This is a genomic window from Motiliproteus coralliicola (genome assembly GCF_003345655.1).
GTDB classification, from domain to species: domain Bacteria; phylum Pseudomonadota; class Gammaproteobacteria; order Pseudomonadales; family Balneatricaceae; genus Motiliproteus; species Motiliproteus coralliicola.
On record NZ_QQOH01000001.1, the window covers coordinates 797064 to 823292 of the forward strand.

The 26229-nt window shown below is 58.7% G+C and carries 21 protein-coding genes; 19 read left to right on the plus strand and 2 right to left on the minus strand.

Features of this window, described 5'->3' with window-relative positions; all coding sequences use genetic code 11:
• Positions 1-106 precede the first annotated feature (106 nt).
• Entirely contained in the window at positions 107-484 is a 378-nt protein-coding gene (locus tag DV711_RS03525; RefSeq protein WP_114694257.1) for a thiol-disulfide oxidoreductase DCC family protein, read from the plus strand.
• Positions 485-520: 36 nt separating this feature from the next.
• Here the strand turns inward: DV711_RS03525 and DV711_RS03530 are convergent, their stop codons facing one another.
• On the minus strand, positions 521-1378 hold the full coding sequence (locus DV711_RS03530; RefSeq protein WP_114694258.1) for an urea transporter: 858 nt from the start codon (positions 1376-1378) through the stop codon (positions 521-523).
• Positions 1379-1676: 298 nt separating this feature from the next.
• On the opposite strand from DV711_RS03530, the gene DV711_RS03535 reads away from it, so the two are divergent.
• Entirely contained in the window at positions 1677-2243 is a 567-nt protein-coding gene (locus DV711_RS03535) for a cytochrome b (RefSeq protein WP_114694259.1), read from the plus strand.
• Positions 2244-2334: 91 nt separating this feature from the next.
• Here DV711_RS03535 and DV711_RS03540 read toward each other — a convergent pair whose 3' ends face one another.
• Entirely contained in the window at positions 2335-3030 is a 696-nt protein-coding gene (locus DV711_RS03540) for a type 2 periplasmic-binding domain-containing protein (protein ID WP_133297393.1), read from the minus strand.
• Between the two features lie 239 nt (positions 3031-3269).
• Here DV711_RS03540 and DV711_RS03545 point away from each other — a divergent pair, with 239 nt between their 5' ends.
• The 17 genes from DV711_RS03545 to DV711_RS03620 all read left to right on the plus strand — a co-directional run bounded on the left by DV711_RS03545 (position 3270) and on the right by DV711_RS03620 (position 26194).
• The gene (locus DV711_RS03545; RefSeq protein WP_114694261.1) at positions 3270-3458 is read left to right on the plus strand and encodes a hypothetical protein; all 189 of its coding nucleotides are present in this window, start codon (positions 3270-3272) and stop codon (positions 3456-3458) included.
• A gap of 263 nt (positions 3459-3721) precedes the next feature.
• Positions 3722-4288, plus strand: coding sequence for a Pvc16 family protein (locus tag DV711_RS03550; protein ID WP_114694262.1), 567 nt, complete (start codon positions 3722-3724; stop codon positions 4286-4288).
• A 15-nt stretch (positions 4289-4303) separates the two neighbouring features.
• Positions 4304-5302: a hypothetical protein gene (locus tag DV711_RS03555; protein ID WP_114694263.1), complete on the plus strand. Its 999-nt coding sequence runs from the start codon at positions 4304-4306 to the stop codon at positions 5300-5302.
• A 12-nt stretch (positions 5303-5314) separates the two neighbouring features.
• Positions 5315-6724 (plus strand): phage tail sheath family protein, encoded by a 1410-nt coding sequence (locus DV711_RS03560; RefSeq protein WP_114694264.1) that lies wholly within the window; start codon positions 5315-5317, stop codon positions 6722-6724.
• A gap of 28 nt (positions 6725-6752) precedes the next feature.
• Entirely contained in the window at positions 6753-7187 is a 435-nt protein-coding gene (locus DV711_RS03565) for a phage tail protein (protein ID WP_114694265.1), read from the plus strand.
• A 17-nt stretch (positions 7188-7204) separates the two neighbouring features.
• Positions 7205-7651 (plus strand): phage tail protein, encoded by a 447-nt coding sequence (locus DV711_RS03570; protein WP_114694266.1) that lies wholly within the window; start codon positions 7205-7207, stop codon positions 7649-7651.
• 1 nt (position 7652) lies between these two features.
• Complete coding sequence (locus DV711_RS19450; protein WP_165839993.1) at positions 7653-7814, plus strand: DUF5908 family protein; 162 nt, start codon at positions 7653-7655, stop codon at positions 7812-7814.
• Between the two features lie 2 nt (positions 7815-7816).
• A complete protein-coding gene (locus DV711_RS03575) occupies positions 7817-8479 on the plus strand; it encodes a CIS tube protein (protein ID WP_114694267.1) in 663 nt (220 codons plus the stop codon).
• 33 nt (positions 8480-8512) lie between these two features.
• Positions 8513-10264 (plus strand): type VI secretion system tip protein VgrG, encoded by a 1752-nt coding sequence (gene vgrG / locus DV711_RS03580; protein WP_165839994.1) that lies wholly within the window; start codon positions 8513-8515, stop codon positions 10262-10264.
• Positions 10265-10295: 31 nt separating this feature from the next.
• Positions 10296-10574 (plus strand): PAAR domain-containing protein, encoded by a 279-nt coding sequence (locus DV711_RS03585; protein WP_114694269.1) that lies wholly within the window; start codon positions 10296-10298, stop codon positions 10572-10574.
• 46 nt (positions 10575-10620) lie between these two features.
• Complete coding sequence (locus tag DV711_RS03590) at positions 10621-11061, plus strand: GPW/gp25 family protein (RefSeq protein WP_114694270.1); 441 nt, start codon at positions 10621-10623, stop codon at positions 11059-11061.
• A gap of 23 nt (positions 11062-11084) precedes the next feature.
• On the plus strand, positions 11085-14285 hold the full coding sequence (locus tag DV711_RS03595) for a baseplate J/gp47 family protein (protein WP_114694271.1): 3201 nt from the start codon (positions 11085-11087) through the stop codon (positions 14283-14285).
• Positions 14278-16866 carry a YegP family protein gene (locus DV711_RS03600; RefSeq protein WP_114694272.1) on the plus strand — a complete coding sequence of 863 codons (2589 nt, stop codon included), beginning with the start codon at positions 14278-14280 and terminating at the stop codon, positions 16864-16866. Before DV711_RS03595 ends, DV711_RS03600 begins: the two co-directional genes overlap by 8 nt.
• Positions 16863-19556 (plus strand): hypothetical protein, encoded by a 2694-nt coding sequence (locus DV711_RS03605; protein ID WP_114694273.1) that lies wholly within the window; start codon positions 16863-16865, stop codon positions 19554-19556. The genes DV711_RS03600 and DV711_RS03605 overlap by 4 nt, the downstream gene beginning before the upstream one ends.
• Positions 19557-19632: 76 nt before the next feature.
• Positions 19633-21102 (plus strand): contractile injection system tape measure protein, encoded by a 1470-nt coding sequence (locus tag DV711_RS03610; protein WP_114694274.1) that lies wholly within the window; start codon positions 19633-19635, stop codon positions 21100-21102.
• Positions 21069-22448, plus strand: coding sequence for an ATP-binding protein (locus DV711_RS03615; RefSeq protein WP_114694275.1), 1380 nt, complete (start codon positions 21069-21071; stop codon positions 22446-22448). The genes DV711_RS03610 and DV711_RS03615 overlap by 34 nt, the downstream gene beginning before the upstream one ends.
• On the plus strand, positions 22448-26194 hold the full coding sequence (locus DV711_RS03620; RefSeq protein WP_114694276.1) for an eCIS core domain-containing protein: 3747 nt from the start codon (positions 22448-22450) through the stop codon (positions 26192-26194). Before DV711_RS03615 ends, DV711_RS03620 begins: the two co-directional genes overlap by 1 nt.
• Positions 26195-26229 lie beyond the last annotated feature (35 nt).

A 26229-nucleotide genomic window follows, 5' to 3' on the forward strand; every position in this document is an offset into this window, starting at 1 on the left:
GAGAGGTTAGACCCAAACACTACAATTAAGTACAGAGATACTCGAATTGGGTTGGTTGACCTATGCGTGGGTCACGGCGGTTCGGGGCAAGGCAAGGTGGTAGCAAGTGAACCAAGCGAACAAGAAAATCACGGTCTTATACGACGGCGCCTGTCCCAGTTGCGTTAAAGACCGGGATAACTACGAAAAAATGGCAGCCGAAAGCCCCGGGAAAGTCCTCTGGCTCGACATCACGAACCGGGAGGATGAGCTTCGGCGGATGGGCGTCGACCCACAGAAGGCGTTGACCGAACTACATATCATCTCGGATGACGGCCAAGTGCTTTCCGAACTGGATGCCTACATCGTGCTGATGAGACGGGTTGTCTGGTTGAAGCCGCTGGCCTGGTTGATCGGCTTGCCGGTGATCCGCCCTCTGCTGGCTCGCTGCTACCACCAGATGGTCACCCGGCGATTGAAGAAAAGTGGTCGGTTGCCCGAATAACCACCCCCTGTGCTGTTTCGATCGCATAACTATCGATCAGGTTGATAGCCTCATCCGCTCAATGGCGATTACCAGCCACATTGAGAGTACGAACGGGATGGTCAGCAATGGAATCAAGGCCAGTTGCAATCCGCCCAGCGCTAACGCCGTCGTTGCACCTATGCCAAGCCAGGGTTGCCAGCTTCTGACGTGGTGCCCGGAAACGACACCTAGGGCCACGGCAATCAGTGCACTGTTATAGCCACCAAGGCCGATAGCTAGTGCCAGTTGGTCTGTCCCAACCAGATAACCGGCCAGAGCGCCGATCAGGCTTCCACTAAATGCCCAGCCAACCGCCCGCCAGCCGCTGCCCAACCACAGCCCGGCAAACATACAGAGTGCCGACAGCAAACTACCCTGAAACCCCATCTGCCCGACTCCCGTCATAGCGCCGGAGAGAACAGCGGCATCCGGCCAGTGCAGTTGCAGGCCGCCATCTGGTTGGTCCAAGGTGGTCATCTGCCACCAGATCAGCAGCATCAACACAATATAGGGGGCCGTCAGGAGCTGCAGGTTTCGTTGCATCCCCCAGTTAAAGCACCAGGCGCTGATCCCGCCGCCGACAAACACCAGCCCCCAAAGCAGCGCCGAAGGCTGCATCAGCAGAGCCGCAGCCAACCCCAGCAGGGTTCCGTTGAACCCGGCCAGCCCCTGATTGAACTCTCTTGCCGACATTGTCCAGCGGCCCATCAAGGTAGCGCCGGTCCCGCCAAATAGCGCTGCCATCAGCATCAACGGCGAATTGATCAGGATGCCCAGCATCACCAGTGCCCCAGCCCCGGTATGGGGCATGAACAACAGCTGGCCAAATCCACGCAACAATGCCACCAAGCAGGCCACCAACCAGGCTCTCATCAATACCACTCTTTCTTATGTTAGGACTCCAAACAGCTCGTACAGTAGTGTTTCTACGCCCCGCCGAAAAGCGCCAGTTGGAAGAATTATCAAGACCAATCGAGGTAGCCGTTCCCTCGCTGTTTATCCGGGACATAAAGGGAGACGGGAGATGGTTGCTCGACAGCAGCGGTAAATCAACCGTGCAGTGACCATCCGCGAAAACTGATCACGGAGCAATCAATTAACACCTTCTTAATACCGCCTAGTGCAATCTAGTCAGCACAAGAAATCACATCAATATCTTAGAGGTGGGATCATGAATAACGACACGCTTTCAAGACTCTCAAAAACGACCATACGCTTGCACTGGGTGATTGCTTTCTTGATGATCATGCTGCTGGCAAGCGGGATCTATATGGCCAGCACTGAAACCTTTGCCTTGTACTCCTGGCACAAATCCTTCGGCATCCTGGTCTTCGGCATCGCGGTCATCCGGATCGCATGGCGCATCAAACAGGGCTGGCCTAAACATGTGGGCGATTACTCCCTAATCGAACGTGCTTTATCGAAAGCGACCCATTGGATTTTGATTTTGGGTACCGTGGCTATGCCCATTAGCGGTATTGTCATGAACGCGATGGGCGGCTACGGCGTTGAAGCCTTTGGGGTGGAACTGTTCCCAACCAACACCGGCCCTGAAGGTCCGTTCGATTTTGTTGCAATCAATGAGCCGGTGGCGGATTTCGCGCACGCTGTGCATAGCCTGGCCGGCGATGTTCTGGTGATCGCTGTCGCGCTACATATCCTGGGTGCTTTAAAGCATCACCTGCTGGATCGCGATGCCACTATCCGTCGAATGCTGGGCAGCAGCACACAGGGCTGATCGACCTCAGCCGATCAGGCTTTTCTAACATCAAGCTGTCCGTCGCCGCTCAACTTGAATTGGACAGATGAGCGGCGACAATCGAGCTAAACTAGTCTTCATCGTCTTGGAGCAGTTCGTTGATCAGCTCGATTCGGTGCTGGTTGTCTGCCCCGTCCCGCATGGCGATAACCAGCTCCTTTTGCAGCAGGGTTTTGACCAATTCGATCTCACCGATACCATCACGCTCGGACAGGTAGATCATCGCGTTGGGGTCGGTGATGGCAAAATCCTGTCGCCCTGCCACCAGCATCTTCAACAGCGAGATCTCGTTGGGCGCATAGACGATGTTATGTTCCGATCCGCGGGTAAATTGCATGATCTCTTCCGGGTAAACATAGGAGCTGACCATCCCGACCTTGTAACCTGTGAACAGCTCCTCAAGCAGCCGAAACTCAAGCCCTTTATCCGCCCTTTTCAATACCCCTATCCACGACCAGTCGATGGTCGGCGAGGCAACGAAGCCATCGAGAACCTCTTCCGGCCAAGCCGGAAAATACCCCACATACTCCTCACTCCTGGCGACCCGTTTGGCCCTCTCCCAGGGGTAAAAATCGACCAAAAGCGTAATATTGCGTTGTTTGAGCAGGGTTCGTAGTTTTTGAATGGCGTTACCCTGGGTTGTCATGCTGGCGCTGGAATAGGGTTCCCAGTTCAGCGAAGCAATTTTCCAGATCTCCTCGCTCAGGCTTGGCTGAGAAACGTGCAGTCCGATCACCAGGACCGAGGTGAGAAGCCAGAGTTTCACGATCTGCTCCAACTGAATACAAACTGGGTTGCCATCCGGCAGCGAGTGAATAAACAATAGCAGAGTTATTTAGTCGGACATTGGCGCAAGTACGGGCTTATCGTTTGAGTGCTGGATCACGAAAATCCACCGAGCAAAGCATGAAAAAACCTATCCGCTTAGCCTCGGTCAAGCCATAGTGGACGATGGCCTGTTAGACTGTTGCCATGCAACCTGGGGTTCCAAGCGGAGGATATGATTTGACCCAGCCAGACCAGACCCGAACCTGTTCCAACTGCCAATGCGAGTACCCGCTGTCCCGACAGTCCTGCCCCTCCTGCGGCCTGCCTGCAGATGAAGGCCCCAGTGATTTTCGCAAGAACTTCTCCAAATACTTTATCGTCCTGGTCATTATCTGTGCCCTGGCGATTGTTATCGCACCTCGTTGATAAGCGCTGTTCGAATGACAGCGCCGGCCGCCTAAGCCGGACTACGCTAAAACAGTCATAGCCACCAAACGACTGTTTAAATTTTGCCGTAACCTGCAGAATTTCCAGCCCGATTTTGATCAACAATATCTCGGGCTGAAGTTGCAGGGCCTATACACCTCCACTATTCTCACTTTGAAGTTGATCAGCAGTTCCTGCTCACTTGTGTTGTTGAAGCTGTAAAGCGGATTGGTCAGACCAAGAACAATAAAAAGTGAAGGGATATGCTGGATATCGCTCTGAAGTTTGTCGTCGACGAGCTCAACGCCTACCTCAAAGCCCGCACCGGGGTGACCGATGATGTGGTGACATTGGGACAGGTTATCGACGATAACGGCAAGTATGCCTTCGCCAAGGAAAGCCTGGTTCTGACGCTGGTTAATCTGGAGCAGGAAACGGCTTCCCGGCAGCAGTTGCCGGACAGCCAGTATCGCGACGGCAAGTCGATCAAGCTTCCTCCTCAGTTACACCTCAATCTCTATCTGATGTTTGTCGCCCGTTTTTCGGTTTACGACCAGGCGCTCAAATACCTGTCCCACACGCTGAATTTCTTTCAGGCCAACGCCGCTTTCAGCGCCGATCGGCACCCTGCCCTCGACCCAGCGGTCGAGCGCCTGAGCCTGGATCTACAATCGCCAAGCTACGATCAACTCAACCAGATCTGGGCTTATCTGGGCGGTAAACATCTGCCCTCGGTGCTCTATAAGATGCGGGTGATCAGTTTGCAGGATATGAGTAGCGAGATCGGCCCGCCTGTCCTCACCGTTAACAGCGATCTTCATTCGCTCTAAGGTCAGGGGGATCAGATGAGTTTTGACAAACTGTTAGACCTCAACCTGACCCACGATTACTACCAGGGTCCTTGCCCGGATCTACAGATCGAACCCAGCGCCGACACCCTGCAGCTGTTGAAGGCCGCTTCGATCAAGACATACACCAAGCCAGGCGGCCTGTCATTGTATTACCCGCAAGACGATCAAGGGCTGCCGAAACACAGCCTGGCCGGCCAGCGACTGCTGCTGTCGGTTACCACGGTCAATCCGGCCTTCTCAGCCCTGACCGAGCTGCCTTTGGCGGACGACCGCCTGCCGCTGTACCGCAACCATATCGATCCGTTGTCGCTGGCGCCTGCTCAATCCACTCATCGGGTGCCGGGACGCTTTGCCTATCCCGTGCAGCTGAACGAACGGCCGCTCACCCTGGCATTGAACGATGACCAGGGGAATTTGATCGAGCAACACAGCATCAGCACTGCGCAGCAGACGACCCATAGCCTGTTGCTGCAACAATACGGTGCCGGCTTCTACCGAATCACCGAAACCAGCACTTCCGGATCCCACGAAATGCGGCTCATCTATCTGCCCCGGATACCGCACAACCTGATCGCACTGGTTGAACTGATCATTCAGCCGGCGTTCTACGGCAATCCACCGACGTTCAACATCCATTACAGCGCCAGAAACGACACCCTCAACTATTACGTCGTCGCGCAAAACTATTCCGATACCGAGTTCGACCACCTGCAGCTGGCCGATGCCGGATTTGCCGAGCAGTCCCGAGCTGAAATCAACTTTACCCGTGTCGAATCGAGCAACTTCACCCAGGCCCATACTGATGCAGCCCTGCTGCACGACGGTGGTTCCAAGGTGGTGTTATTTCACTCTCAAACCGTCGTCAGCCGACGCCAGCATGGCCCTAAAAAGTTACAGCTGCGCTTGGGTGGCGAGGTTTTGATTGCCAGTTTGCCGACCCCCGGCCGTAACAGCATCACGGCGGACTTTTTCATCAACGTTGCCAAAGCGTAGGAGAGTCAATCCATGCCAGCCTATAAAACCCCAGGCGTCTATGTAGAGGAAATATCGGTCTTCCCCCCGTCGGTGGCGGAGGTGGAAACCGCGATTCCCGCCTTTGTCGGTTATACCGAAAAAGCCGCCAGAAGCACCGCCAATGACCTGATCCTCAAACCGACCCGGATCTCTTCGATGACCGAGTTTGAACAGTACTACGGTGACTGTGCCTTTGATGAGATCAGCCTGAGCATCGCCGCCAGCGGAGACGGCTTTGTCACCAGCAGCTTCACCCCGCCCGATCCCAGCTACCTGCTCTGGTATGCGATGAAGATGTTCTTCGATAACGGCGGCGGCAAGTGCTATGTGGTCTCGGTGGGGCTGTACCAGAGCCCTGCGGTGATCGATAACAGCGGCGATGACAGCGACGATGTCACCGTCAACGCCGGTCTGCTCGATGGTATCAACGCGGTGCAGAACGAGGACGAGCCGACCCTGCTGGTGGTGCCCGAAGCGGTCAAGCTCAACGCGGCCGAATACCAGGCCCTGGTGCAGGCGATGCTGGCTCAGTGCAATACCCTGCAGGATCGATTCGCCATCTTCGATATCCACCAGGGCGGCACCAAGCTGGATCCAGCCGGTCTGACCACCAACCGTGGTTATTTTGGCAGCAACCACCTCAAGTACGGCGCCAGCTACTACCCCTTTATCAAAACCAGCATGGCCCACAAGGCCAAGGCTGACCTAACCAACGTCAAGGTCACCGTCGGTGCCGACCCGGAAACCACCCTGAATACACTGGAAACCAGCCAGACCGCCGCCTTCAACTTTGCCAAGAATAAGATCAAGGAAGCCTACGTCGCCCTGCCCCCATCCTCCTCGGTGGCCGGGGTCTACGCCACCACCGATCGCAACCGAGGGGTCTGGAAATCGCCGGCCAACATCAGCCTGGCCAATGTGATCGAGCCGGCGGTCAAGATCGACACTCCCTATCAAGATGGCCTCAATGTCGATGCCGGCACCGGCAAATCGATCAATGCGATCCGTGCCTTTATGGGCAAAGGCACCCTGGTCTGGGGCGCAAGAACGCTGGCCGGCAACGACAACGAGTGGCGCTATGTGGCGGTGCGACGTTTCTTCAACACGGTGGAGGAATCGGTGAAGAAGTCCACCGATTGGGCCGTGTTTGAGCCCAACGACGCCAACACCTGGGTCAAGGTACGCGGCATGATCGAATCCTACCTCAATCAAAAATGGCGCGAGGGCGCGCTGGCCGGGGCCAAACCCGAGGATGCCTACTTCGTTCGCTGCGGCCTAGGCGTAACCATGAACGCCCAGGACATTCTTGAGGGGCGGATGAATGTCGAGATCGGCATGGCGGTGGTCCGACCGGCCGAATTTATCGTGCTGAAGTTCTCCCACAAGTTGCAGAACTCCTGATCCCTAACCTCTGAAAGGAGCCAAACAGATGGCCGAACTATATCCCTTGCCCGTGTTTCATTTTGTGGTTCAGTGGGGCGGCACCCGTGTCGGATTTTCGGAAGTATCGGGGCTGACCCAGGAAGTGCAACCGATCGAATACCGCGATGGTGCCCTGCCGGAGTACTCCACCATCAAGATGCCGGGGCTGAAAAAGTACAGCAACGTCACCCTCAAACGCGGCATCATCGCCGGCGACAACGAGTTCTTCAATTGGCTCAACACCGTCAAGCTCAACACCGTGGAACGCCGTGACCTGGTGATCTCGCTGCTCAACGAGGAGCACGAACCGGTGATGAACTGGAAAATCCACAACGCCTTCCCGGTCAAGGTCGAGGGCCCCAGCCTGAAAGCCTCCGGTAATGAGGTGGCGATCGAATCGGTCGAGCTGGCCCACGAGGGGCTGGAACTGCAGAACGACTAAGCGGGGCTGGAATCAGCATGACGGTTTATTACCCGCCGGTGGGATTTCATTTCAAGGTCGAAGTGGCCGGTTTCGCCGGCGACAGCCTCGACTCGCGCTTTTCCGATGTGTCCGGGTTGAGCGAAGAACTCTCCACCGAAGAGATCGCCGAGGGTGGCCAGAACCGGTTTATCCAGAAATACCCGGTACGGGCCAAGCACAGCGAGCTGACCTTGAAGCGCGGGCTACTGAAGCAGTCCGATCTGATCAAATGGGTCAAGGAGTGCATCGAGGACTTCAGCATCACCCCAAGGGATATGGTGATCAAGCTGCTCAACGAGGAGCACGAGCCGCTAATGAGCTGGCATCTGGTCAACGCCTACCCGATCAAGTGGTCGGTGTCAGACTTTTCCGCCAGCAGCAACAGTCTGGTGGTGGAGTCGCTCCAGTTTTACTACCAGTACTTCAGTGTGAACAGGGACTGATATGCCGATTCTGATTGATGAAGTGGTGATCTCCGTGCAGGTCGACAACCGCGCCAGCGGGGGTTCAAGCAGCCAGCCCAGCGACAGCGAGACCAAGAAGCAGATCGTCGAAGAGTGCGTCGAGCAGGTGCTGGAAATCCTTAAACAGCAGCAAGAGCCCTGACCATGGCCGGAGAACTGGAAAAACTGAAAATCCAGGCCTATACCGAGCCGGACTACTCCGGTGCGGTGCTGTCGGAATTCCACGCCTACGTGAACCCCAGCGAACTCACCCTGGCCTACGAGATGGAGTACGACAGTGCCCAGGGCAGCGGCACCACCGGCAGCCGAATGGAGTTCAAGCAGATCAAGCCCGGCGACCTGAGCCTGAGCTTCTTTATCGACGGCACCGGCGCCAACGGCAAACTGGTAGATGTGCAGCAGCAGGTGGAGGCTTTCCAGAGCACCACCGGCTATAACGGCGACATCCATCGCCCCAACTACCTGATCGTCGCCTGGGGCAGCCTGCAGGTCCGACGCTGCATTCTCAAGTCCGCCTCCATCGCCTACAAGCTGTTCAAACCCAGCGGCGAGCCGTTAAGGGCGGTGATCAGCGCCACCTTTACCGACAACTCCGATGACGAGACCCGGGTGGCGATCGCCCAGGATCAATCACCGGACCTGACCCACAGTCGTATTTTCAAAGACGGCGATACCCTGCCCGGCCTCTGCCAACAGATCTACGGCCAGGCCGGTTACTACCCGCAGGTCGCCCGGATCAATCAGTTGAGCAGTTTTCGCGATATCAAGCCCGGTACCCGGCTGATCTTCCCGCCGGTTAAAACCTGACAATGGATTCATAACAATGAACATGGAGCCAACGTGACCAACCTGCGCCGCACCCTGCCCGTCAGCCTGTTACATCGGGAGTTCAGCATCAAGGTGAACGGTGAACTGGTGCCCCGCAGCCACCACCTGCTGAGCGCGTCGATTGCGGCACCGGCCAACAAGATCGCCTCGGCCCGATTGGTGTACCAGGACGGCGCCGCCGCCACCGGTGAATTTCCGCTGCTCGACGGCAACCGCTTTGAAACCGGCAGCACGGTAGAGATTCTGGCCGGTCCCGCCGGTGCCCAGGAGTTGTTGTTCAGCGGTCTGGTAGTGGCGCAGAAGATCCGCCTGCGCGAGAGTGCTTCGCCGCAATTGCAGATCAGCTGCAAGCATGCAGCGATCAAGAGCACCCTGACCCGCAACGGCCGTTACTTTGAAGAGCAGAGCGACAGCGACGTCATCCAGACCCTACTAAGCGAATACGGCTTCGAGTTCGATGTGCAATTCACCACGGTGACCCATAAACAGCTGGTGCAATACGACTGTAGCGATTGGGAGTTTTGCCGGCAGCGGGCCAAAGCCAACGGCCAACTGCTGCTGACCCGGGGCGAACGCTTGTCGATCCAGGCCCCCGATCCGTCCGGCGATCCGGTCTGTAATCTGGAGTTCGGTGCCACCCTGCTGTCGGCCGATCTGGAAACCGACGCCCGGCACCAGCGCAGCGACCACAGTGCGCTGTTCTGGAACAGTGCCGAGCAGACTTTAGAACGCTTTCAAGGTCAAAATCAGGGCCAAAGCCAGGCCGAAGCCACCCCCGGCAACAGCGATCCGGCCCGCCTGGCCGACAGCCTCGGCGCGCCGGTCAGTCTACTCAGACAAGCGACCGAACTTGGCGAGGAGTCGCAGCAGTGGGCTGACGCTCAACGCCAATTTGCCGAGCACAGTCGGGTTCAGGGCACCCTCAAATCCCAGGGAATCGGCAGCGTCCAGCCGGGCGATAGGGTAACCCTGTCTGGTCTAGGTGCTGCCTTCAACGGCAATGCGCTGGTCACCGGTGTGCGCCATGAGCTGGATCTGGCCTCGGGCTGGCGTAGCTATTTCCAGGTCGGCGGGCTAGACCAGCTAAATAGTCCGACTACATCACAACAAGGACGATCGACGCCGCTGCCGCCGATGTCCGGGCTGCAGTTCGGGTTGGTGGTCAGCAACGAGGACCCGGAAGGCGAATTCCGGGTCAAGGTGCGACTCCCGCTGCTGGACAACGAGTCCGACGGTATCTGGGCCCGGGTGGCCAGCATCGATGCCGGCGATGACCGCGGCCTGATGATCCGCCCGGAACTGGACGATGAGGTGATCGTCGGTTTCGTGCAGGACGACCCGCGCAAAGCCGTGATCCTCGGCATGCTCCATAGCAGCGCCCACCCGGCTCCGGAGCCACCGTCCGACGACAACCCCATCAAGTTGCTCAAAAGCCGTAGCGGACTCCAGATCCGTCTCGATGATGAGAGCAGCGAGCTGACTCTGGAAACCCCCAACGGCAACCAACTGCTGCTGACCGATACCGACAGCGGTCTGGTGTTGGAAGATGAGAACAGCAACAAGCTGGTGCTCAACGGCGACGGCATCGCGCTACAGAGTGCCGGCGATATCAGCCTCAGCGCCGCCGGAGATATCAAGCTCGAGGCGTCCGCTAACCTGGAGCTGTCCGCCAACGCCAACCTGAAAGCGGACGGATCGGCAGGCATCGACATCAATAGTTCGGCGATCACCACGGTCAAGGGATCGCTGGTAAAGATTAACTGACGAGACATCACTAACTAGAAGGAGCAAACCCATGGCAGGCGCAGCACGACTCGGCGATACCACCAACCACGGCGGCACCCTGATCGGTCCCGGCAACGCCACCGTCCTGATCGGCGGTATGCCGGCGGCGGTGCTCGGTGATACCCATATCTGCAGCCTGCCCCCAAATGTCCATCAGCCCACCGTCAGCCCCTTTATTCTCGGTAGCAGTACAGTGTTGATCGGCAACGTACCAGCCATCCGAGCCGGTGACAGCTGTCTGTGCGGCGCCTCGGTCATCATCGGCGACCCCACAGTCATTATCGGTTAGGGCTGGAGTCAAGAGTGGAATCAGAGGCAGAAACAGGAGCCATAGCATGAGTGATCAAACCTTCTGGGGCAGAGGCTGGGGTTTCCCACCGACCTTCTCTGCCGACAGCGGTCAGGTGTTGATGGCCGAAGGCGAACGGGAGATCGAAGACAGCCTCAGGATCCTGCTGGGCACCACTCAGGGGGAGCGTTTTATGGCTCCCGGCTACGGCCTTAATCTGCAGGATCAGCTATTTGACTCCCTCAATACCACCGCCAAAAACCTGCTGATCGATCGGATTAAACGCACCCTGCTGGTCTACGAGCCCCGGATCAATGTACTGGCGATAAACCTCGAAGACAGCGCCATTAACGAAGGCAAGCTATTGATCCAGCTTGACTATGAGATTCGCGCCAGCAATTCGCGCTTCAATCTGGTCTACCCCTATTACCTGCATGACGGCACCGAAGTCAGCCCCTATCTATCCGACTCTAAACTCGACGGATGACCAGCATAACGGACGCATAGACCATGGCCGACCCGAACCCGATCCATCCCATCACCCAGCTGAACCTGCCCGAGCAGGGACTGAGTCAGGATCAGCGGCTACCGAAGGGGTTGAACGCCGACTACGTTTCGATCGACGAGCGTAGTATCGAAGATCAGTTCGCGTTCCTGAAAGCGCTGGCCCAGCAGCTCAAGTTCTATCCCAACGATGATCAGGCCGCCGACGGCGACTGGTCGGCCTTTTTCCCGTTTGAACCGGGTCAGGCGCTACCCTGGCTGCAACAGCACCAGGGCCGGGTACCACCCCAGCTGGCGCTGCTAAAGGTATTTCTGGACGCTTACCAGCAGGGGCCGCAGGCCAAACTTAATCAGCTGAAACAGCGCTACCTACACCACTACTACCGCGATGTGCTCAGATTCTCCCCCAAAGCCCCGGTCGCGGAGCGGGCCCATCTGGTGGTGGAACTGAAGAAACCGATCCCCAAACTGCTGATCGGCCCCGATGATCGACTGACGGCCGGCAAGCGTGAGGACAAGTCCGAAATCCTGGTCGCGCCGATCGATGAAAACCTGATCAACCAGAGCCGAATCGTCGAAAAGCGTTCGCTGTTTCGCTCCGCCGACGAGCCGGGAACGATCAAGGTCGCCTTGGTGGCCGACTCTCGCGACGGCCTGGGCGAGGCGTTTGAGTCGGGGCAGCAAAAATGGTCCGGTTTCGGCCACGAAGCGCTGCCCGCCGGCACCATCGGCTTTGCGCTATCGTCGAGTCTACTCCAGCTCAGTGAGGCCGAACGTCGGATTGAGGTGCTACTGACCTTGGGGTCCAAGCTGACCGACACCTGGGTCGAGCTGGCCGAACTGTTCAAAATCCACTTCAGCACCAGCGACGGCTGGAGCACCGAGTACCGCGCCGATGCAAGCCTTAACGGCAACGCGCTCAGTCTCAGCCTGACCGTCCCGGCCGAAGAAGCTGCGATCGTCGGTTACCAGCCACAATTACACGGCTACCAGCTCGATACCGCTGAACCGGTGATGCAGCTGCTGCTCAACAACCAGGTCCGCCATCCACTGGTGGCGCACCTGCTCGAGGCCAAACTCACCACCGCCAAGCTGACGGTCAATGTTAGCGGCGCCCGTCAGCTGCTGATTCACTCCGATATCGGCCGAGTCAGCTCGGACAACGACTTCCTGCCCTTCGGCCCGCTGCCGAAGGTGGGTAGCCCCCTGTCGATCGGCAGTGACGAGATCTTTAGCAAGCGGCTGCGGCAGGTTTCGGTCAATCTGAGCTGGAAGAGTCCACCGATGCGCTTTGCGGACCACTACTCGGGCTATTCCAGCTATGTCGGCATGCCGGCGGGACTCGACAATAGCTATTTCACCGTCGATGCCAGCTATCGGGACGGTGACGGCCGTTACTTCAACGTTACCGGGCAGTCGCTGTTCCACAGCACCAATGCAGGCGTTACCCGCACCCTCGGCGTGTCCGAGACATCCATCGCCGCACCACACCAGCCCGACATCAAGGGCTACGCCCAGGCGCTGGGGCAGTACCGCAGCAGTTGGGCCCAGAAACAGTTCGGAAACTTCCGGCGGATCAACCCGATTTACCAGCGCTTCGTCAAGCCAATCCGGAAGGAGTTTACTCAAACCCTGGTGGCCGGTTCGTCGGTTCGGAAAGACCAGGGGCTGCAACTGACCTTGCAGCAGGACTTTTTCCATCAGAGTTACCGCAACGCCTACGTGAAGAATGTACTGGCGCTCAATGCCGACCCGAATCTGGCGATGATCGCCGAGCCCTACACCCCGCAGATCGGCGACCTGAGCCTGAACTACGAGGCTTACACCCAGACGGTCTCGTTCGCCGACAGTTCATCCGAGGCCTTCGCCAATACCGAGATCCGGTTCTTCCATCTGGACTGTTTCGGCCAGCGCCGCGAGCATGCGCTGCAACGCCAGCAACTCGATTTCGTAACCGACAAGTCGGTCAGTCTGCTGCCGGAGCATCCCGAGCAAGGTGCGCTATTGCTGGGACTGGAGCAACTGCAGGCCGGCGACAGCGTTCAGTTGTTGTTCCAGGTGGTCGACGGCAGCGCCGATCCGCGGCTGACGCCGCAGCCGATTCGCTGGTCGGTGCTGTGCGACAACTATTGGAAACCGCTGTCGCAGCAGGAGCTGATTTTCGACCGCAGCAACGGCCTGCTGACCAGCGGCCTCGTCAAGCTGCTGATCCCCAACCAGGCCACCACCGAAAACAGCCTGATGCCAAGCGGATTGCTGTGGCTCAAACTGGCGATCGACCAGCAACCGGGCTCGGTGTGCCAGCTGCGCGATGTGCTGAGCAACGCTATCGAGGTGGCAGCCCTGCCCCGGACGGCCTCAGACAGCAGAAACAGGAGCGACAACAGCGAAAGCGATGAGGCTGGCGTAGGCTACGACCCACTGCCGGCCGGCTCGATCAGCAAGTTCAGCAACGCCCGAACCGAGATCAAATCGTTGCAGCAACCCTTTGCGGGGTTCGGCGGCCGGGATCGCGAAACCGACAATGACTATGCCGCCCGGGTCTCGGAGCGCTTGAGGCACAAGGATCGCGCCCTGAGCATCCATGATTACGAGACCTTGGTGCTGCAGCGCTTCCCCCGGCTCTATCGGGTCAAGGCGATCCCCCACTGCCGCCCTAAAACCGATTCCGCCAACTGGCAGGCACCTGGCCACAGCACCATCCTGCTGGTGCCCTACGTTAACAGCGACAATGCCGTCGATCCGTTACAGCCGCTGGCCGACAGTCAGACCCTCGATCAGGTCCAGGATTTCCTCGATGCCCGCAAGCCGATGCAGGCGCAGGTCCACGTGATCAATCCGAGTTATCTGCAGCTGCGAGTCAATCTGCTGGTACGGTTCAAGACCGGGTTCGAATTCAACCACTACCGTGAGCAGCTTCAGCTGGCGATCCGCGAGCAGCTGTCGCCCTGGCTCAGCGATGTCCCCAGTGGCAACGACAGCGGCGAGCATAGCGGGCCGGAGTTCGGCGGCCGCGTCTACAAGTCGGTATTGATGGACTTTATCGAGGAGCTGCCCTACGTGGAATTCATCAGCCAAGTCCAGTTGCAGGCCAGCAGCGACGGAACCGAATTCGGTAGTGATGCGCATCAACAGCAACCGCAACATCCGCTGCAGGTACTGACCTCGGCGCCTGAGCACCTGATCGAGGAGGCAGCCTATGACTGACCTTCATATCGATCCCAAGACCCCAATAGACCCCAGCCTGGACGTGCAGCAGCTCTACGACCAGGGCATCAGCCAACTGATCGAACTCAGCAGCGAGATCTGGAGCGACTACAATCGCCACGATCCAGGCATCACCCTGCTGGAGGTGATCAGCTATCTGCTGACCGAATTGAGCTACCGGATGGACTGGCCGATCACCGATATTCTGGTCGATGGTCTGGCCGATACCGACGCAGCTCAGAAACGGACCCTGATGAGTCAACACTTTCCCGGCGCCGACCGGGTCTTGCCGGCCGCCCCGCTGACCGAAACCGACTACCGCAAACTGCTGATCGATCTTCCCAACGTCCAGAACGCCTGGGTCGACCCGCTGCCGCTGAGCCTCTATCTGGACTGCCGAACCGGCCGCACCAGCCTCAAAGCCGTGACCGGCAGCGGGATCAAGCAACTGCAGGTGGCCGGCGGCTATCAGGTCCGGCTGGAGCTGGCGGCCGGATTAAACGCCGCCGCCAAAGCCGAGTCGATCGCACGGGTCGAACAGCTACTCAACAGCCGCCGCAACCTGTGCGAATGGTTTACACCACCGAAACCGATTGCCAAGCAGAACTTCATCCTCTGCGGCGAGTTCGAAATCGCCCCCAAGGCGGACCCGCAACAGGTGTTCGTCGAGGTGATGCTGGCGGTACACAACTACCTGCAAGCCCCGATCCAACAGCAATCCGCGCAGAATTCGCTGGACTCCACCAATAACAAGGCCAACGCCGAAACCGACTGGGCCGACGTGCTGTTTAACGGCCCGCTGCTCCGCCATGGCCCTATCGGCGAGAACGAAATCGAACAGGCGGCCTTGAAAACCGAGATCCGGTTATCGGACCTGATCAACCTGATTATGGATATCGAGTCGGTGGTGGCGGTGCGCGAACTGGTGATCAATCCCGAAAACCTCAAGCAGCCGCTGGACAATCCCTGGATCGTTCCGGTTGCCGACGGCAAGAAGGCGGTGCTCAAGCCCCAGGGCGGCAACCTGGCATTTTACAAGCGCCAGCTGGCGGTGTTCTGCGATAAAACTGCGGCCTTGGCCCTGCTTAATAACCGGATCAAACAGCAGCAGCAACAGCCGGTCGACTATTCGGTGGATTATCCGATCGCACCCCAGCCGGGCCAAAGCCGGGAGATAGAACGCTACCAGACGGTCCAGACCGAACTGCCGGCGATCTACGGCCTCGGTCAGGCCGGTCTGCCGGGAAATGCAAGTCCGCAGCGAAAGGCCCAGGTACTGCAGTTGCGCGGCTATCTGGCCTTTATCGACCAGCTGGCGGCCAACTTCCTGTCCCAGGCCCATCAACTACGCGAACTGCTGTCGCTGGATGACCAACAGCAGGCCAGCTATTTCGGCCAGTTGCCGACCAGCATCACCGACTGGCGCAAGCTTTACGGCGAAGCCCCCGAGGCCGAAGCCAACCTACAGCAGTTGATCAGCGACCCTGTGGTCGATCTTGAACGCCGCAACCGACTACTGGATTTTATGGTGGCCCGCTTCGGCGAAGACCTAACCGAACTGACCGACGTGATGCTCAACGCCTTCGGCCTGTCGCCGCTGGCTACGCTTCGCTACAAGGGACAGTTCCACCAGCAGGTCGCCGAACTCAGCCGCGATCGAGGAATGGCCCATGATGTGAGCCTGAAGCGCGACTACTGGAACAGCGACAACGTCTCTGGACTGGAAAAGCGCCTCTGCCGCTTGCTGGGCATCGCCGACCATCGCCGTCGCAACCTGGGCGATGTAGCCTTCGACATCTATGCCGAACTGGACAGCACCCCCGGTGACGAATTCCGTTTCCGGATCCGCAACCGTGACGATGCCAGCATCCTGCTCAGCAGCAGCACCCGCTACGCCAGCAAGAAGGCCGCCCGAGCCGAGATGCGATTGGCGATCCTGTTCGGGATGCTGCCGTCCCACTATGTGATGCAGCGAACCAAGAACGGCCGTTTCTACTTCAACCTGGTCGATGACAGCGGCGAAATCATCGCCCGCCGGATCGAATATTTCGACACCGAACAGCAGGCCCGGGATGCGATCGAACAGGTGGTCGACAATCTGAGCGTCAACTACAGCAGCGAGGGGCTGTACCTGATCGAGCACAGCCTGCTGCTGCCCCAAAGCGATGAAGACCCGCAGCTACCGGTCTGTGTCAATGACGGCTGCGACGACTGTATCGACCCCTACAGTTACCAGATCCAACTCATCCTGCCGGCCTACGGCGCCCGCTTTGCCAACCAGGAGTTCCGTCGCTACTGCGAATCGGTGATCCGAGCCGAGGTGCCGGCCCATATCATGCCCAGGGTCTGCTGGATCGACCAACAGCAGATGGCGCTGTTGGAGAAAGCCTACCGCGACTGGCTGGGGGTGTTGCACGGTGCCAGCAGCGTCGATCCGCAACTGAAAAAGCAACGCCTTATCGATGCCTTGGGCAGCATCAACAACGTTTACCCGGTGGAGCAGCTCCACGACTGCAAGTCTGACCAGAGCGGTTTCGTGATCGGCAGAACCGCGCTGGGGACCTTCAAGGAGTCACTATGACCAGCTTACATAACAGCCTTGCAAAGATCTCACAGCAGTACACGGTCTTTGTAAAAGATCAGGTTCTGACTGAGCAGCAGCTCAACAGCATCAGCGACTATCTGGACGATCAGGTCCGCCTCAGCCGCACAGCTCTGACCGGAGTCGGGATTATCCTGGGGCTGAAAGTCAGCCGGACCGACACGGCGCTGCAGCTGTCCAAGGGGCTGGGGATCACCGCCGACGGCGACCTGCTGGTCAACTACCAGCCGCAGCGTTTCGACCGCTTTAAGGAATACCCGCTGCAGGCGCCGAAGTATCCCCCCTTTGGTACCGAGGATGGGCGGATTCCGCTGATGCAGCTGATTCCCGAGGGTGAAGCCGATACTGACACTGACATCGATGCTGAGGCCAAGCCGATTGACGAGCTGGACAGCTCCGGGCTGGTATTTGTGCTGCTGGCCGAAGCCTATATCGAAGACAAGGATATCTGCACCGGTACCAACTGCGACAACGGCAGCCGCACCTACACCAGTCGCCCACGGCTGCTGGCCACCCATGCCGAATTCGCCCAACAGTTACTGGGTTCCACCCCGACGCGACAGTCGCTGGAACTGACGCTGGAAAAGCTGCAGCGCCGCTACCCCGAAGCGGTGACCCTGTCCCCGGGAATCAACACCCAGAGCGAGTGGTTCAAACAGCTTCGCAGCGCCTGCGACAGCGCCTTTACGCAGCTGCATGGGGACCTGACCAGTTTCGGTCAGCTGATCCAACCCTTGCTGCAAGCCCATATTGAGTCCGACAGCGAAGGCAGTTCCAGCAGCGGTTGGGCCACTCGACTGGCCGCGATCCACAACCGCTCCCGTACCGAGACCAGCCGACTACTGTATTACTACGAATTCCTCGGCGACCTGGCCCAGGGCTGGAACGAACTGCTCGACAGTCTGGCCGAACTGCAGCCCCACTATCTGATGACTGCCTCCGATGCCGCCAAACACCTGCTACTGGGGGGGGTGGCGGGTACCGCACCGCGCCAGGGTTTCTACCCCTCTCCCGCCCGCGCCGATAACAGCTTGACACGGGTGAGGTTTCAGCTGGACAAACTGAACGCATTGCTGATCCAGTTCGGCTGGAGTCATATCAGTGCGCTCAAGATCACCCCGTCCAGCAGTGTCGATCCCAGCGTACCCGGCTACTACCAGGCGGCGCTGTTCGACCATTGGAGTTTTGATGTCAGCCGCCGGGGCCGAAGCCGCTACCTACTTGGTTATCAGGCCGACAACAATCAGCCGTTGGGCGGCGCCGAAAGTCCGCTGCTAAGGCGCCAGAGCGAGTTCGACTACTACCGGATCGAAGGCGTGATCGGAAAATCCTTCAGCAGCACCGAGTCGACCCTGCGTAAGCTGATCCGCCAGCATCATCTGCCCTTCAGTGTGACCGGCACGCTGGTGGAGGGTGATTTTCGCCAGGTCATAAAACCCCACTTCCGGCCTCGCTGGGGACTGCGTGATTTCCAGTACCTGCTAAAACAGGACCTGACCTACCAGCTGCAGGATGTGTCCCAGTTCAGTAGTCAGTTCAAGAATGCGGTGATTAGGGAGGCCGACGACAACCGTATCCGCGACGGCGATATCGCCGATATCAAACTCCAGGTCAGCACCCGCGACGCCGATATCAATCGAGGTGCCCTGAGCGCTATCAGCCTACTGCAAAAACCGGCCCTGTCCGCGGATGAACAGCAGAGCTTCAACGCTGAGATTGGTCAGGTAATCAAGACCGCCGGGCTGTTCAAAAACGATGTCGCCAAGGTTTCCAACACCCACTTCCCCACCTCCTTCGATCAGCTGATCGTCAACCGTAGCCCAATCTGGGTCGACTGGATCGATCGGATCAACAAGGAGCAGGACAAGAAGGACACCGAAGACCACCTGCTGCCCAACTTCATCAACCGGCACCCTGGCCTGGAAGTCGCCGCCGGTGTCCCTCGCGGCGGCACCTTTGTACTGCTCTACAACAGCGGCGGCACCATCGTCGGCAGTGCGATGCTGTCCCACTATATCGAACCGGCGCTCGAAGAGACTGCACGTCCGACCCTGCCCCGACTCGATCCGCCGTTCCAGGCGATCCCGATTCCGGGGATCAAGGTGATGCCGTCGTTGGACTTCGAGATCGAGCGAAAAATAACCAATTTCGGTGACAACCTGAACAAGCGGATCGACGAGAAGATTCAGTTCCAGTCGGTCTACAGCGATGTTTTCAAAAACTCATTGGGCATTGTGCGGGATCTGTATGCTGCCGATAGCGGCACCAAGCTAACGACGACCAAGGACAGACTGATCGGCGATCAACTTGCTGATGCACTTGCAAATCAACTGGTTGCGCTAGAAACCCAGATTCAAACTTATGATCTGAAAATCCAGCAAACCGACAGTGTGGAAGAGCGAGAAAGGCTACAAACCAAGAAATCACAGGCGCAGGAACAGATGGCCAGCAGCATGGTGGAGCTGGCCGACTACACCGCCAAGGAGCCAACCCTGGCCACCAGCAGCGGTAGCCAACTGGCCGTTGAAAAAATCGTGACCGGCAGCACTGCGCTATCCGGCAATCAGGCCGCCATAGAGCTGGTTAAAACCGGTATCGAAGGTATCCAGGACACGAGCCTGCGCAACAATCTGAACACCCGTTTGGGAGGACGTCTCGGTGGATTCTAGACAGTCGGGCACTGTCCCTGGGCGGGATCCCCGACCACCGCCGCACCGTATCCGGCGTCTTCGGCTGGAGGCGCGTTTGCAGTCGCAATCACTGGCACGGGGATGCGGCCCAACCGAACCGGCCTTGCGGTTACGGACGCTGTTGCAACAAAGCAGCAATGCCATCGGCGACTGTCTGGATCTAATGTTTGACGAGTTCCTGAGCAAGACGGCATCCCCACCCGATCAATGGTTCCATCTAAGCAAGCTTGAGCTGGATTTACGCCTGACCTCCGAACAGTTAACCGATCAACAACAGCTGTTGGAGACCCTGCGACAACAGTTGCCATCACTGCTGGATCAACAGCTCAGCAACAGCCTGGCGCAGGCGATCCAGCCGGGCTGGGACTCAGAAACTGGCTCTGAGTGGCTACTCCCGAACGACCAAACCTTCAATGAAGCGCAACTGCTGAACAAGTATCAGCGCAGCTTCGAGTCCCTGCTCGGTTACCTGCTCCAAGGTCGTTTACCCTGGTATCAATCGGAGGAAGACCAGTCGGACTGCGACTGGCAAAGCCTGCTGTCGGACAACGATAGTCTCGATTCTCTGTTGGAACGGTTAGTGGATTTCGATGCCTGGGCACGTCTACTAGCGCAACTCCAACTCGGCCAGCACCCATCTGCCTGGCTGAAGACCCGCGCTGTGGCAGGCCACAGCGCGCCGACGATCGAATTACTGCGATCGCTACAACGACTGACCGACAAGCGGGAACTGTTCAGCTCGCAGCAGGGTGCCCTAATCATGACTGCTGTTGCAGTACCGGATAACCTGCCCGGCCCCCGGAATAGCTTGACGCCGTTGGCGGTCGGGATAGTTGAACAGATACAGCAGCAATTGGGGATGACCCCGTCCCAACGGCAGCTTCTGAAGGCAAAACTTGAGCGCTATGGGTTGTTGTCAGCGCCGTCTGACAAACGGGCTGACAACCAACCAACGTCCCTTGATCGCTCCCCGAAAACCTCACCAAAACAGTCCCATCACCCGCCGGATCAACCCGGCGAGGCGAACAGTTTCCGGATTGACCTGGCCGGTCTGATTCTACTCTCCCCCTACCTACCCAGGCTGTTCGAGCGAATAAACTGGCTGGATCAGGATCACCAGCTTCAACCGCAACAGGTCTCAACCGCCGCCAAGGCGCTGATCTATCTGGCCAGCGGCGAGCAGAGTTTGCCGGACCATCAACTGGCCTGGATCAAGGTATTGCTGGGGCTCGATCCCGAGGGTCTGCTGCAGCTTGACGATCATCCGCTGGAGCCGGACCTGATTGACGAACTGGAGCTGCTGCTTCGTTCGCTGTTGAGCCATTGGCGGGCTTTGAAAAACACCTCAACGGATGGTTTGCGTCAGGCCTTCCTTGGGCGTCAAGGGCTGCTCCAACCGCAGGACCGCCACTGGCAGCTGACCATCGAGCGCCAGGGTCACGATGTGCTGATCGATCAACTCCCTTTCTCAATAGAAACGGTGAAACTCCTATGGATGCCGCAACCGATACGCGTGAGCTGGTGAACCGGGCCGAACTTAACGCCAAAGCGCTGGAGCAAGAGCTGCACTGGCTGGCCCAGGTGCTCGAGGCCCGGCTCGAAGCCTATTTCTACAGCGACGGCGAGCCGATGCATTTCCGTTTCGACAAACTACCGCCGCCGTCTCTGCCGTCCGATTCCAACCTGGCCCGCCTGATCGAACGCCACCAGCTGGAACCTGCCCAGCGGCTGATTCTGGCGCTGGTGATCACCCCCTATGTCCGCCCGCAGATGCTCGATGTACTGTTTGCCCGCAACAAATTCACCGAACGCGGCTATACCGAGTTCGGTGGTTTGCAGTCCCAGGGTCACGGCGGGTTTCTACCCAGCATCGAAACCGCGCTGTTCCTGCTGGCTGGCGATGCGCTGGAGGAGCGTTTCAAGGTCAACCCTTTCCTGGAATCCGGCTCCGAGCTGTACCACCGGGGTCTGATCCAGTCCCATTCCCTCGGCCCGCTGGAGCCCTGGACCAGCGCCGCGCTGACCATGCCCAAGGATATCCAGGATCACCTGACCACCGGTAATCCGTTCAAACCAGCTTTCAACGCCGACTTCCCGGCCCGCAAGATCAGCACCAAACGGCGCTGGGAGCAGCTGATCCTGCCGCAAGCCATTCTGTCCCAACTGCAGGAGATCGCCGACTGGGTCAAATACAGCGATGTCCTGATGAACGACTGGCAGATGGAGGATCGGCTGACACCCGGCTACACCGCCCTGTTCCACGGCCCGCCAGGTACCGGCAAAACCCTGTCGGCCTGCCTGTTGGGTCAATTTTGCCGTCGCGAGCTGTATAAGATCGATCTGAGCCTTATGGTGTCGAAATATATCGGTGAGACCGAGAAAAATCTGGCCAGGATCTTCGATACTGCCGAGCACAAGGAGTGGATTCTGTTCTTCGACGAGGCCGACGCGCTGTTCGGCAAGCGGACCCAGGTCGACGACTCCCGCGACCGTTACGCCAACCAGGAGGTCAGTTATCTGCTGCAGCGGATCGAGGATTTCCACGGTGTCGTAATCCTGGCTTCCAATCTCAAGGCCAATATCGACGATGCCTTTATCCGCCGTTTTCAGACCATTATTCCGTTCCCGATGCCGGCCGCCTCCGAACGGCTGCGAATCTGGCAGCAAGCCTTCTCCAGCAAGGTCGAGTTTGATCCCGAGGTCGATCTGGGGTTGATCGCCGAACACTACGAGGTCTCCGGTGGCACCATCATGAACGTGGTGCGTCACTGCAGCCTGCGGGCGATCAGCCGTCAAAGCACCCGGATCAGCCAAGACGACATCGAGCAGGGACTGAAACGCGAGTTCGCCAAGCAAGGCAGGCGGATCTGATGCAGCCTAGCAAGCTCCCCCGCTCCGCCACCCGGGTTCGTTCGGATCAATCCGCCACCCTGCTGCGCGCCGCCGCGGTTAAAGACGGCGATAAGGTTCAGCCCGGTCTGGTCCGAGCCACGCTGAAACCGAGCCGAGTATCATCGCCAAACGACCCGGCAGAGATAGAGGCGGACCGCAACGCCGACAACGTCATGCGGATGAAGCTGCCCGACAGCCGGATCGCTGCCGTCCTTCAGGGGGCCGGACAGGTTTTCCGCTACCGCTCTCCAAGCGACAGCCTGATGCGCCAGAACGATGGCGAACAGGAAGAAGAACTGCAGCGCCAGACCGATTCCGAACAAGAAGAGGAACTCCAGCGTCAAGCCGATGGTGAGCAGGAAGAGGAACTGCAACGGCAGGCCGATCCCGAACAGGAAGAGAGCCTTCAGCGGCGAGTCTATAACGAGCAGCAAAACAGTCTGCAGCGCCAAGCTGAGGAGGAAGAGGAGGAATCCCTGCAGCGCAGCCCAACAATAGAAGCTCAAACCGCCGATGCTAGAGTCGCCGCCAAGGCCGAAGGCGGCGTCAATCTATCCGCCAATCTACAGGCCGAGATCAACAGTGCCACCGGTGCCGGAGAGCCGCTGCCGTTGTCGGTACGCCGCTTTATGGAACCACGTTTCAATGCCGACTTCAGCGCGATCCGCATCCACCGCGACAGCCAGTCGGCCCGGCTGAACAAGCGCTTGAGCGCCAAGGCTTTTGCCTACCGTAATCATGTATTTTTCGGCGACAACCAGTTTCGACCTGAAAGCGACGACGGCAAGCGCCTGATCGCCCACGAGCTGACCCACAGCATCCAACAGGGGGCCGCCCCTCGCCAATCCCGCGCGGCACAGACAGCCACGACTGCGAAAGCGTCCATATCCGGTGGCCGTTCTCAGTCATCGCTTCAGTCCACGCAACCGACATCACAATCGCCCTTACAGGCATCACAAACACTGCAGCGCACGGTTGAGGTCACACAGCGCAGCCAGCCCCGAGTACAGCGGTTGGGGATCGGCGATGCACTGGATTACTTCGCCGACAAAGCCCACCACATTCCAGGTTTCCGGATGTTTACCCTGCTGCTGGGTGTCAATCCCATCAATCGGAGCCGGGTCGAGCGCAGTGCCGCCAATCTGCTGCGGGCGTTGGTCGAGTTTCTGCCCGGCGGGCATCTGATCACCCAGGCTCTGGATAATCACGGAGTCTTCACCCGGGTTGCCGGTTGGGTCAATGATCGACTGGCAAGCCTGTCCATCACCGGCGGCGCTATCCGCAATGCAGTGATGAACTTCCTGAACTCGCTCGGCTGGCGCGATATTTTCGATCTGGGCGGAGTATGGCGGCGGGCCAAGCGAATCTTTACCGAACCGATCGGCCGCATTATCCGCTTCGTGCGGGGCTTGATGAGCGGCATCCTGCGCTTTATCAAGCAAGCGATCCTGCTGCCGTTGGCGCAGTTGGCATCCCGAACCCGTGGCTGGGATCTACTCTGCGCGGTACTGGGGCGCAACCCAATCACCGGCGAGCCGGTCGAGCGCAACGCCGAGAACCTGATCGGCGGCTTTATGCGGCTAATCGGTCAGCAGGAGGTGTGGGAGAACATCAAGCGGGCCAACGCCATCCCCCGGGCCTGGGCCTGGTTTCAGGGCGCCCTCACCGGTCTACTGGGTTTCGTTGGCCGCATTCCGCAACTGGTGATCAACGCGTTGAATACGCTGGGTGTGGCCGAGTTGCTCAATCTCCCTGGTATTTTCGTTCGGGTTGCGCGTAGCTTTGCTGGATTCGTACTGCGTTTTATCCGCTGGGCCGGACAACAGGTGATGGGGTTGCTGCGGATTATCTTCGAGGTGGTCGCCCCCGGGTTGATGCCGTTTCTTCGTCGCGCCCGCGGGGCGTTCGGCACGATCATCCGCGATCCGGTGGGCTTTATCCGCAATCTGGTCCGTGCCGGTATTCTTGGCTTCCGCCAGTTTTCGGAAAACTTTCTTGGTCACCTGCGGTCATCACTACTCAACTGGCTGACCGGCACCCTGGCTGGAGCCGGCGTCTATATCCCTCAATCCTTCAGTCTGCGGGAGCTGATCAAGTTCGTCCTCAGCGTACTGGGGCTGACCTGGCAGAATATCCGTCGTAAATTGGTCAGGGCTGTCGGTGAAACTGCCGTAGCGGCGATGGAGCGCGGCTTCACCCTGGTCAAAACCCTGATCACCGAAGGACCGGCAGCGCTTTGGCAGAAGATCAGGGAGAGTCTGGCCAATCTGCGCCAGCTGGTATTGGAACAGATCATGAATTTCGTCGCGGTACGGGTCGTCCAGGCGGCGATAATTCGACTGGTGTCGATGCTGAACCCGGTCGGCGCCTTTGTGCAGGCGATCCTGGCGATCTACAACACCATCATGTTCTTTGTCGAACGGCTTCGTACCCTGGTCCAGGTGGCCCGCTCGGTGATCAACTCGATTGTCGCCATCGCCGCGGGCCGTATCCGCCCGGCGGCAGCCCGGGTCGAGCGTGCCATGGCCGGGGCTCTGACCCTTGTGATCAGCTTCCTGGCACGATTGATGGGGCTGGGCAATGTCTCCCGAGTAATCGGCACTATCATCGAAAGGTTCCGCCAGCCGATCGACCGCGCCCTCAACCGCGCCGTCGGCTGGATTGTGACCCAGGCTCGGCGGCTGGGGCGTTTTGTGGCCCAGGCCGGGGTGCCCCGGGACCCACAGCAGCGCCTGCGCCGGGGGCTGGGTGCCGCCAAACGAGTGGTGGCCCGTCTGCCCCGTAACGAGCTTGGTGAGGCCCTTATCCGACGCGCGCTGGCACTGATAAAAACCCGCTACGGTTTTGAAGTGCTCGAGCCGCGGGTGCGTAACAACCGTTGGTGGGTTTACGGACGAATCAATCCGGAGGCTGAGGCAGACACTGGTATGGCCACCAGCGATGCCAGCCCCGAACAGGCCGCCGCGGCACTGCCGGATCAGATCGACATCCTCGACAACAGTAATACAGTGCAGATCCAAAATTACTCCCGCAGCCGGCGCAGCGGCGCCGTGATGCAGAGTCTCTACAGCGGACGCCATATCACCCTCAACCAGGCTCGCTTTATCCAGAACGGCAACCAGACGACACAATCTCTGGGTAGTGGGCAGCAGGTCAATTACAGCATCGCCGCCGCCAACGGCGACTATGCCCCACCACCCCGGATAACCGCTATCGTCGACAGCAGTAACCCCGAAGAGGCAGCCAGCTACAATGGGCACCGCCATGCGTTTGAGCGGGTCAAACGGCGCTGGTGGCGAGGTTTAGACAGCGGCGATGCTAAGATTCAACGCCTGATCGACCGAGGCTGGGTATTACCGGGCGATAAGCGAGGACTACAGGGAGGCACCACCAAGTGGCGCTACATCCACGGTCTGTTCAACGATGAGGAAAAGCGGCGTTACGGTGATCGCCCCAAACGTAAAGCCGAGATGCTGCACGCCTTCGATACCCAGCCCAACAGTTATCGGGTCAGCGAGTTCTACCGTCAGTGGGACCGACGGATTGGCGAGCAGACCGAGATCCACCACCTGCTGCCACTGGACTTTGGCGGCACCAACAACCAGACCTTTATTCCGCTATCGCGTGACAAACACACCAAGAATGCCGATAGCATTCACCTGGCTTTCTGGAATCCGCTGAAACGCTGGTTGGTCGGCCTGAGGGGGCAAGGCGGTTCAAGCTAAGCCGGTCCAGACTCAAGCCATCCAACCAAGATATG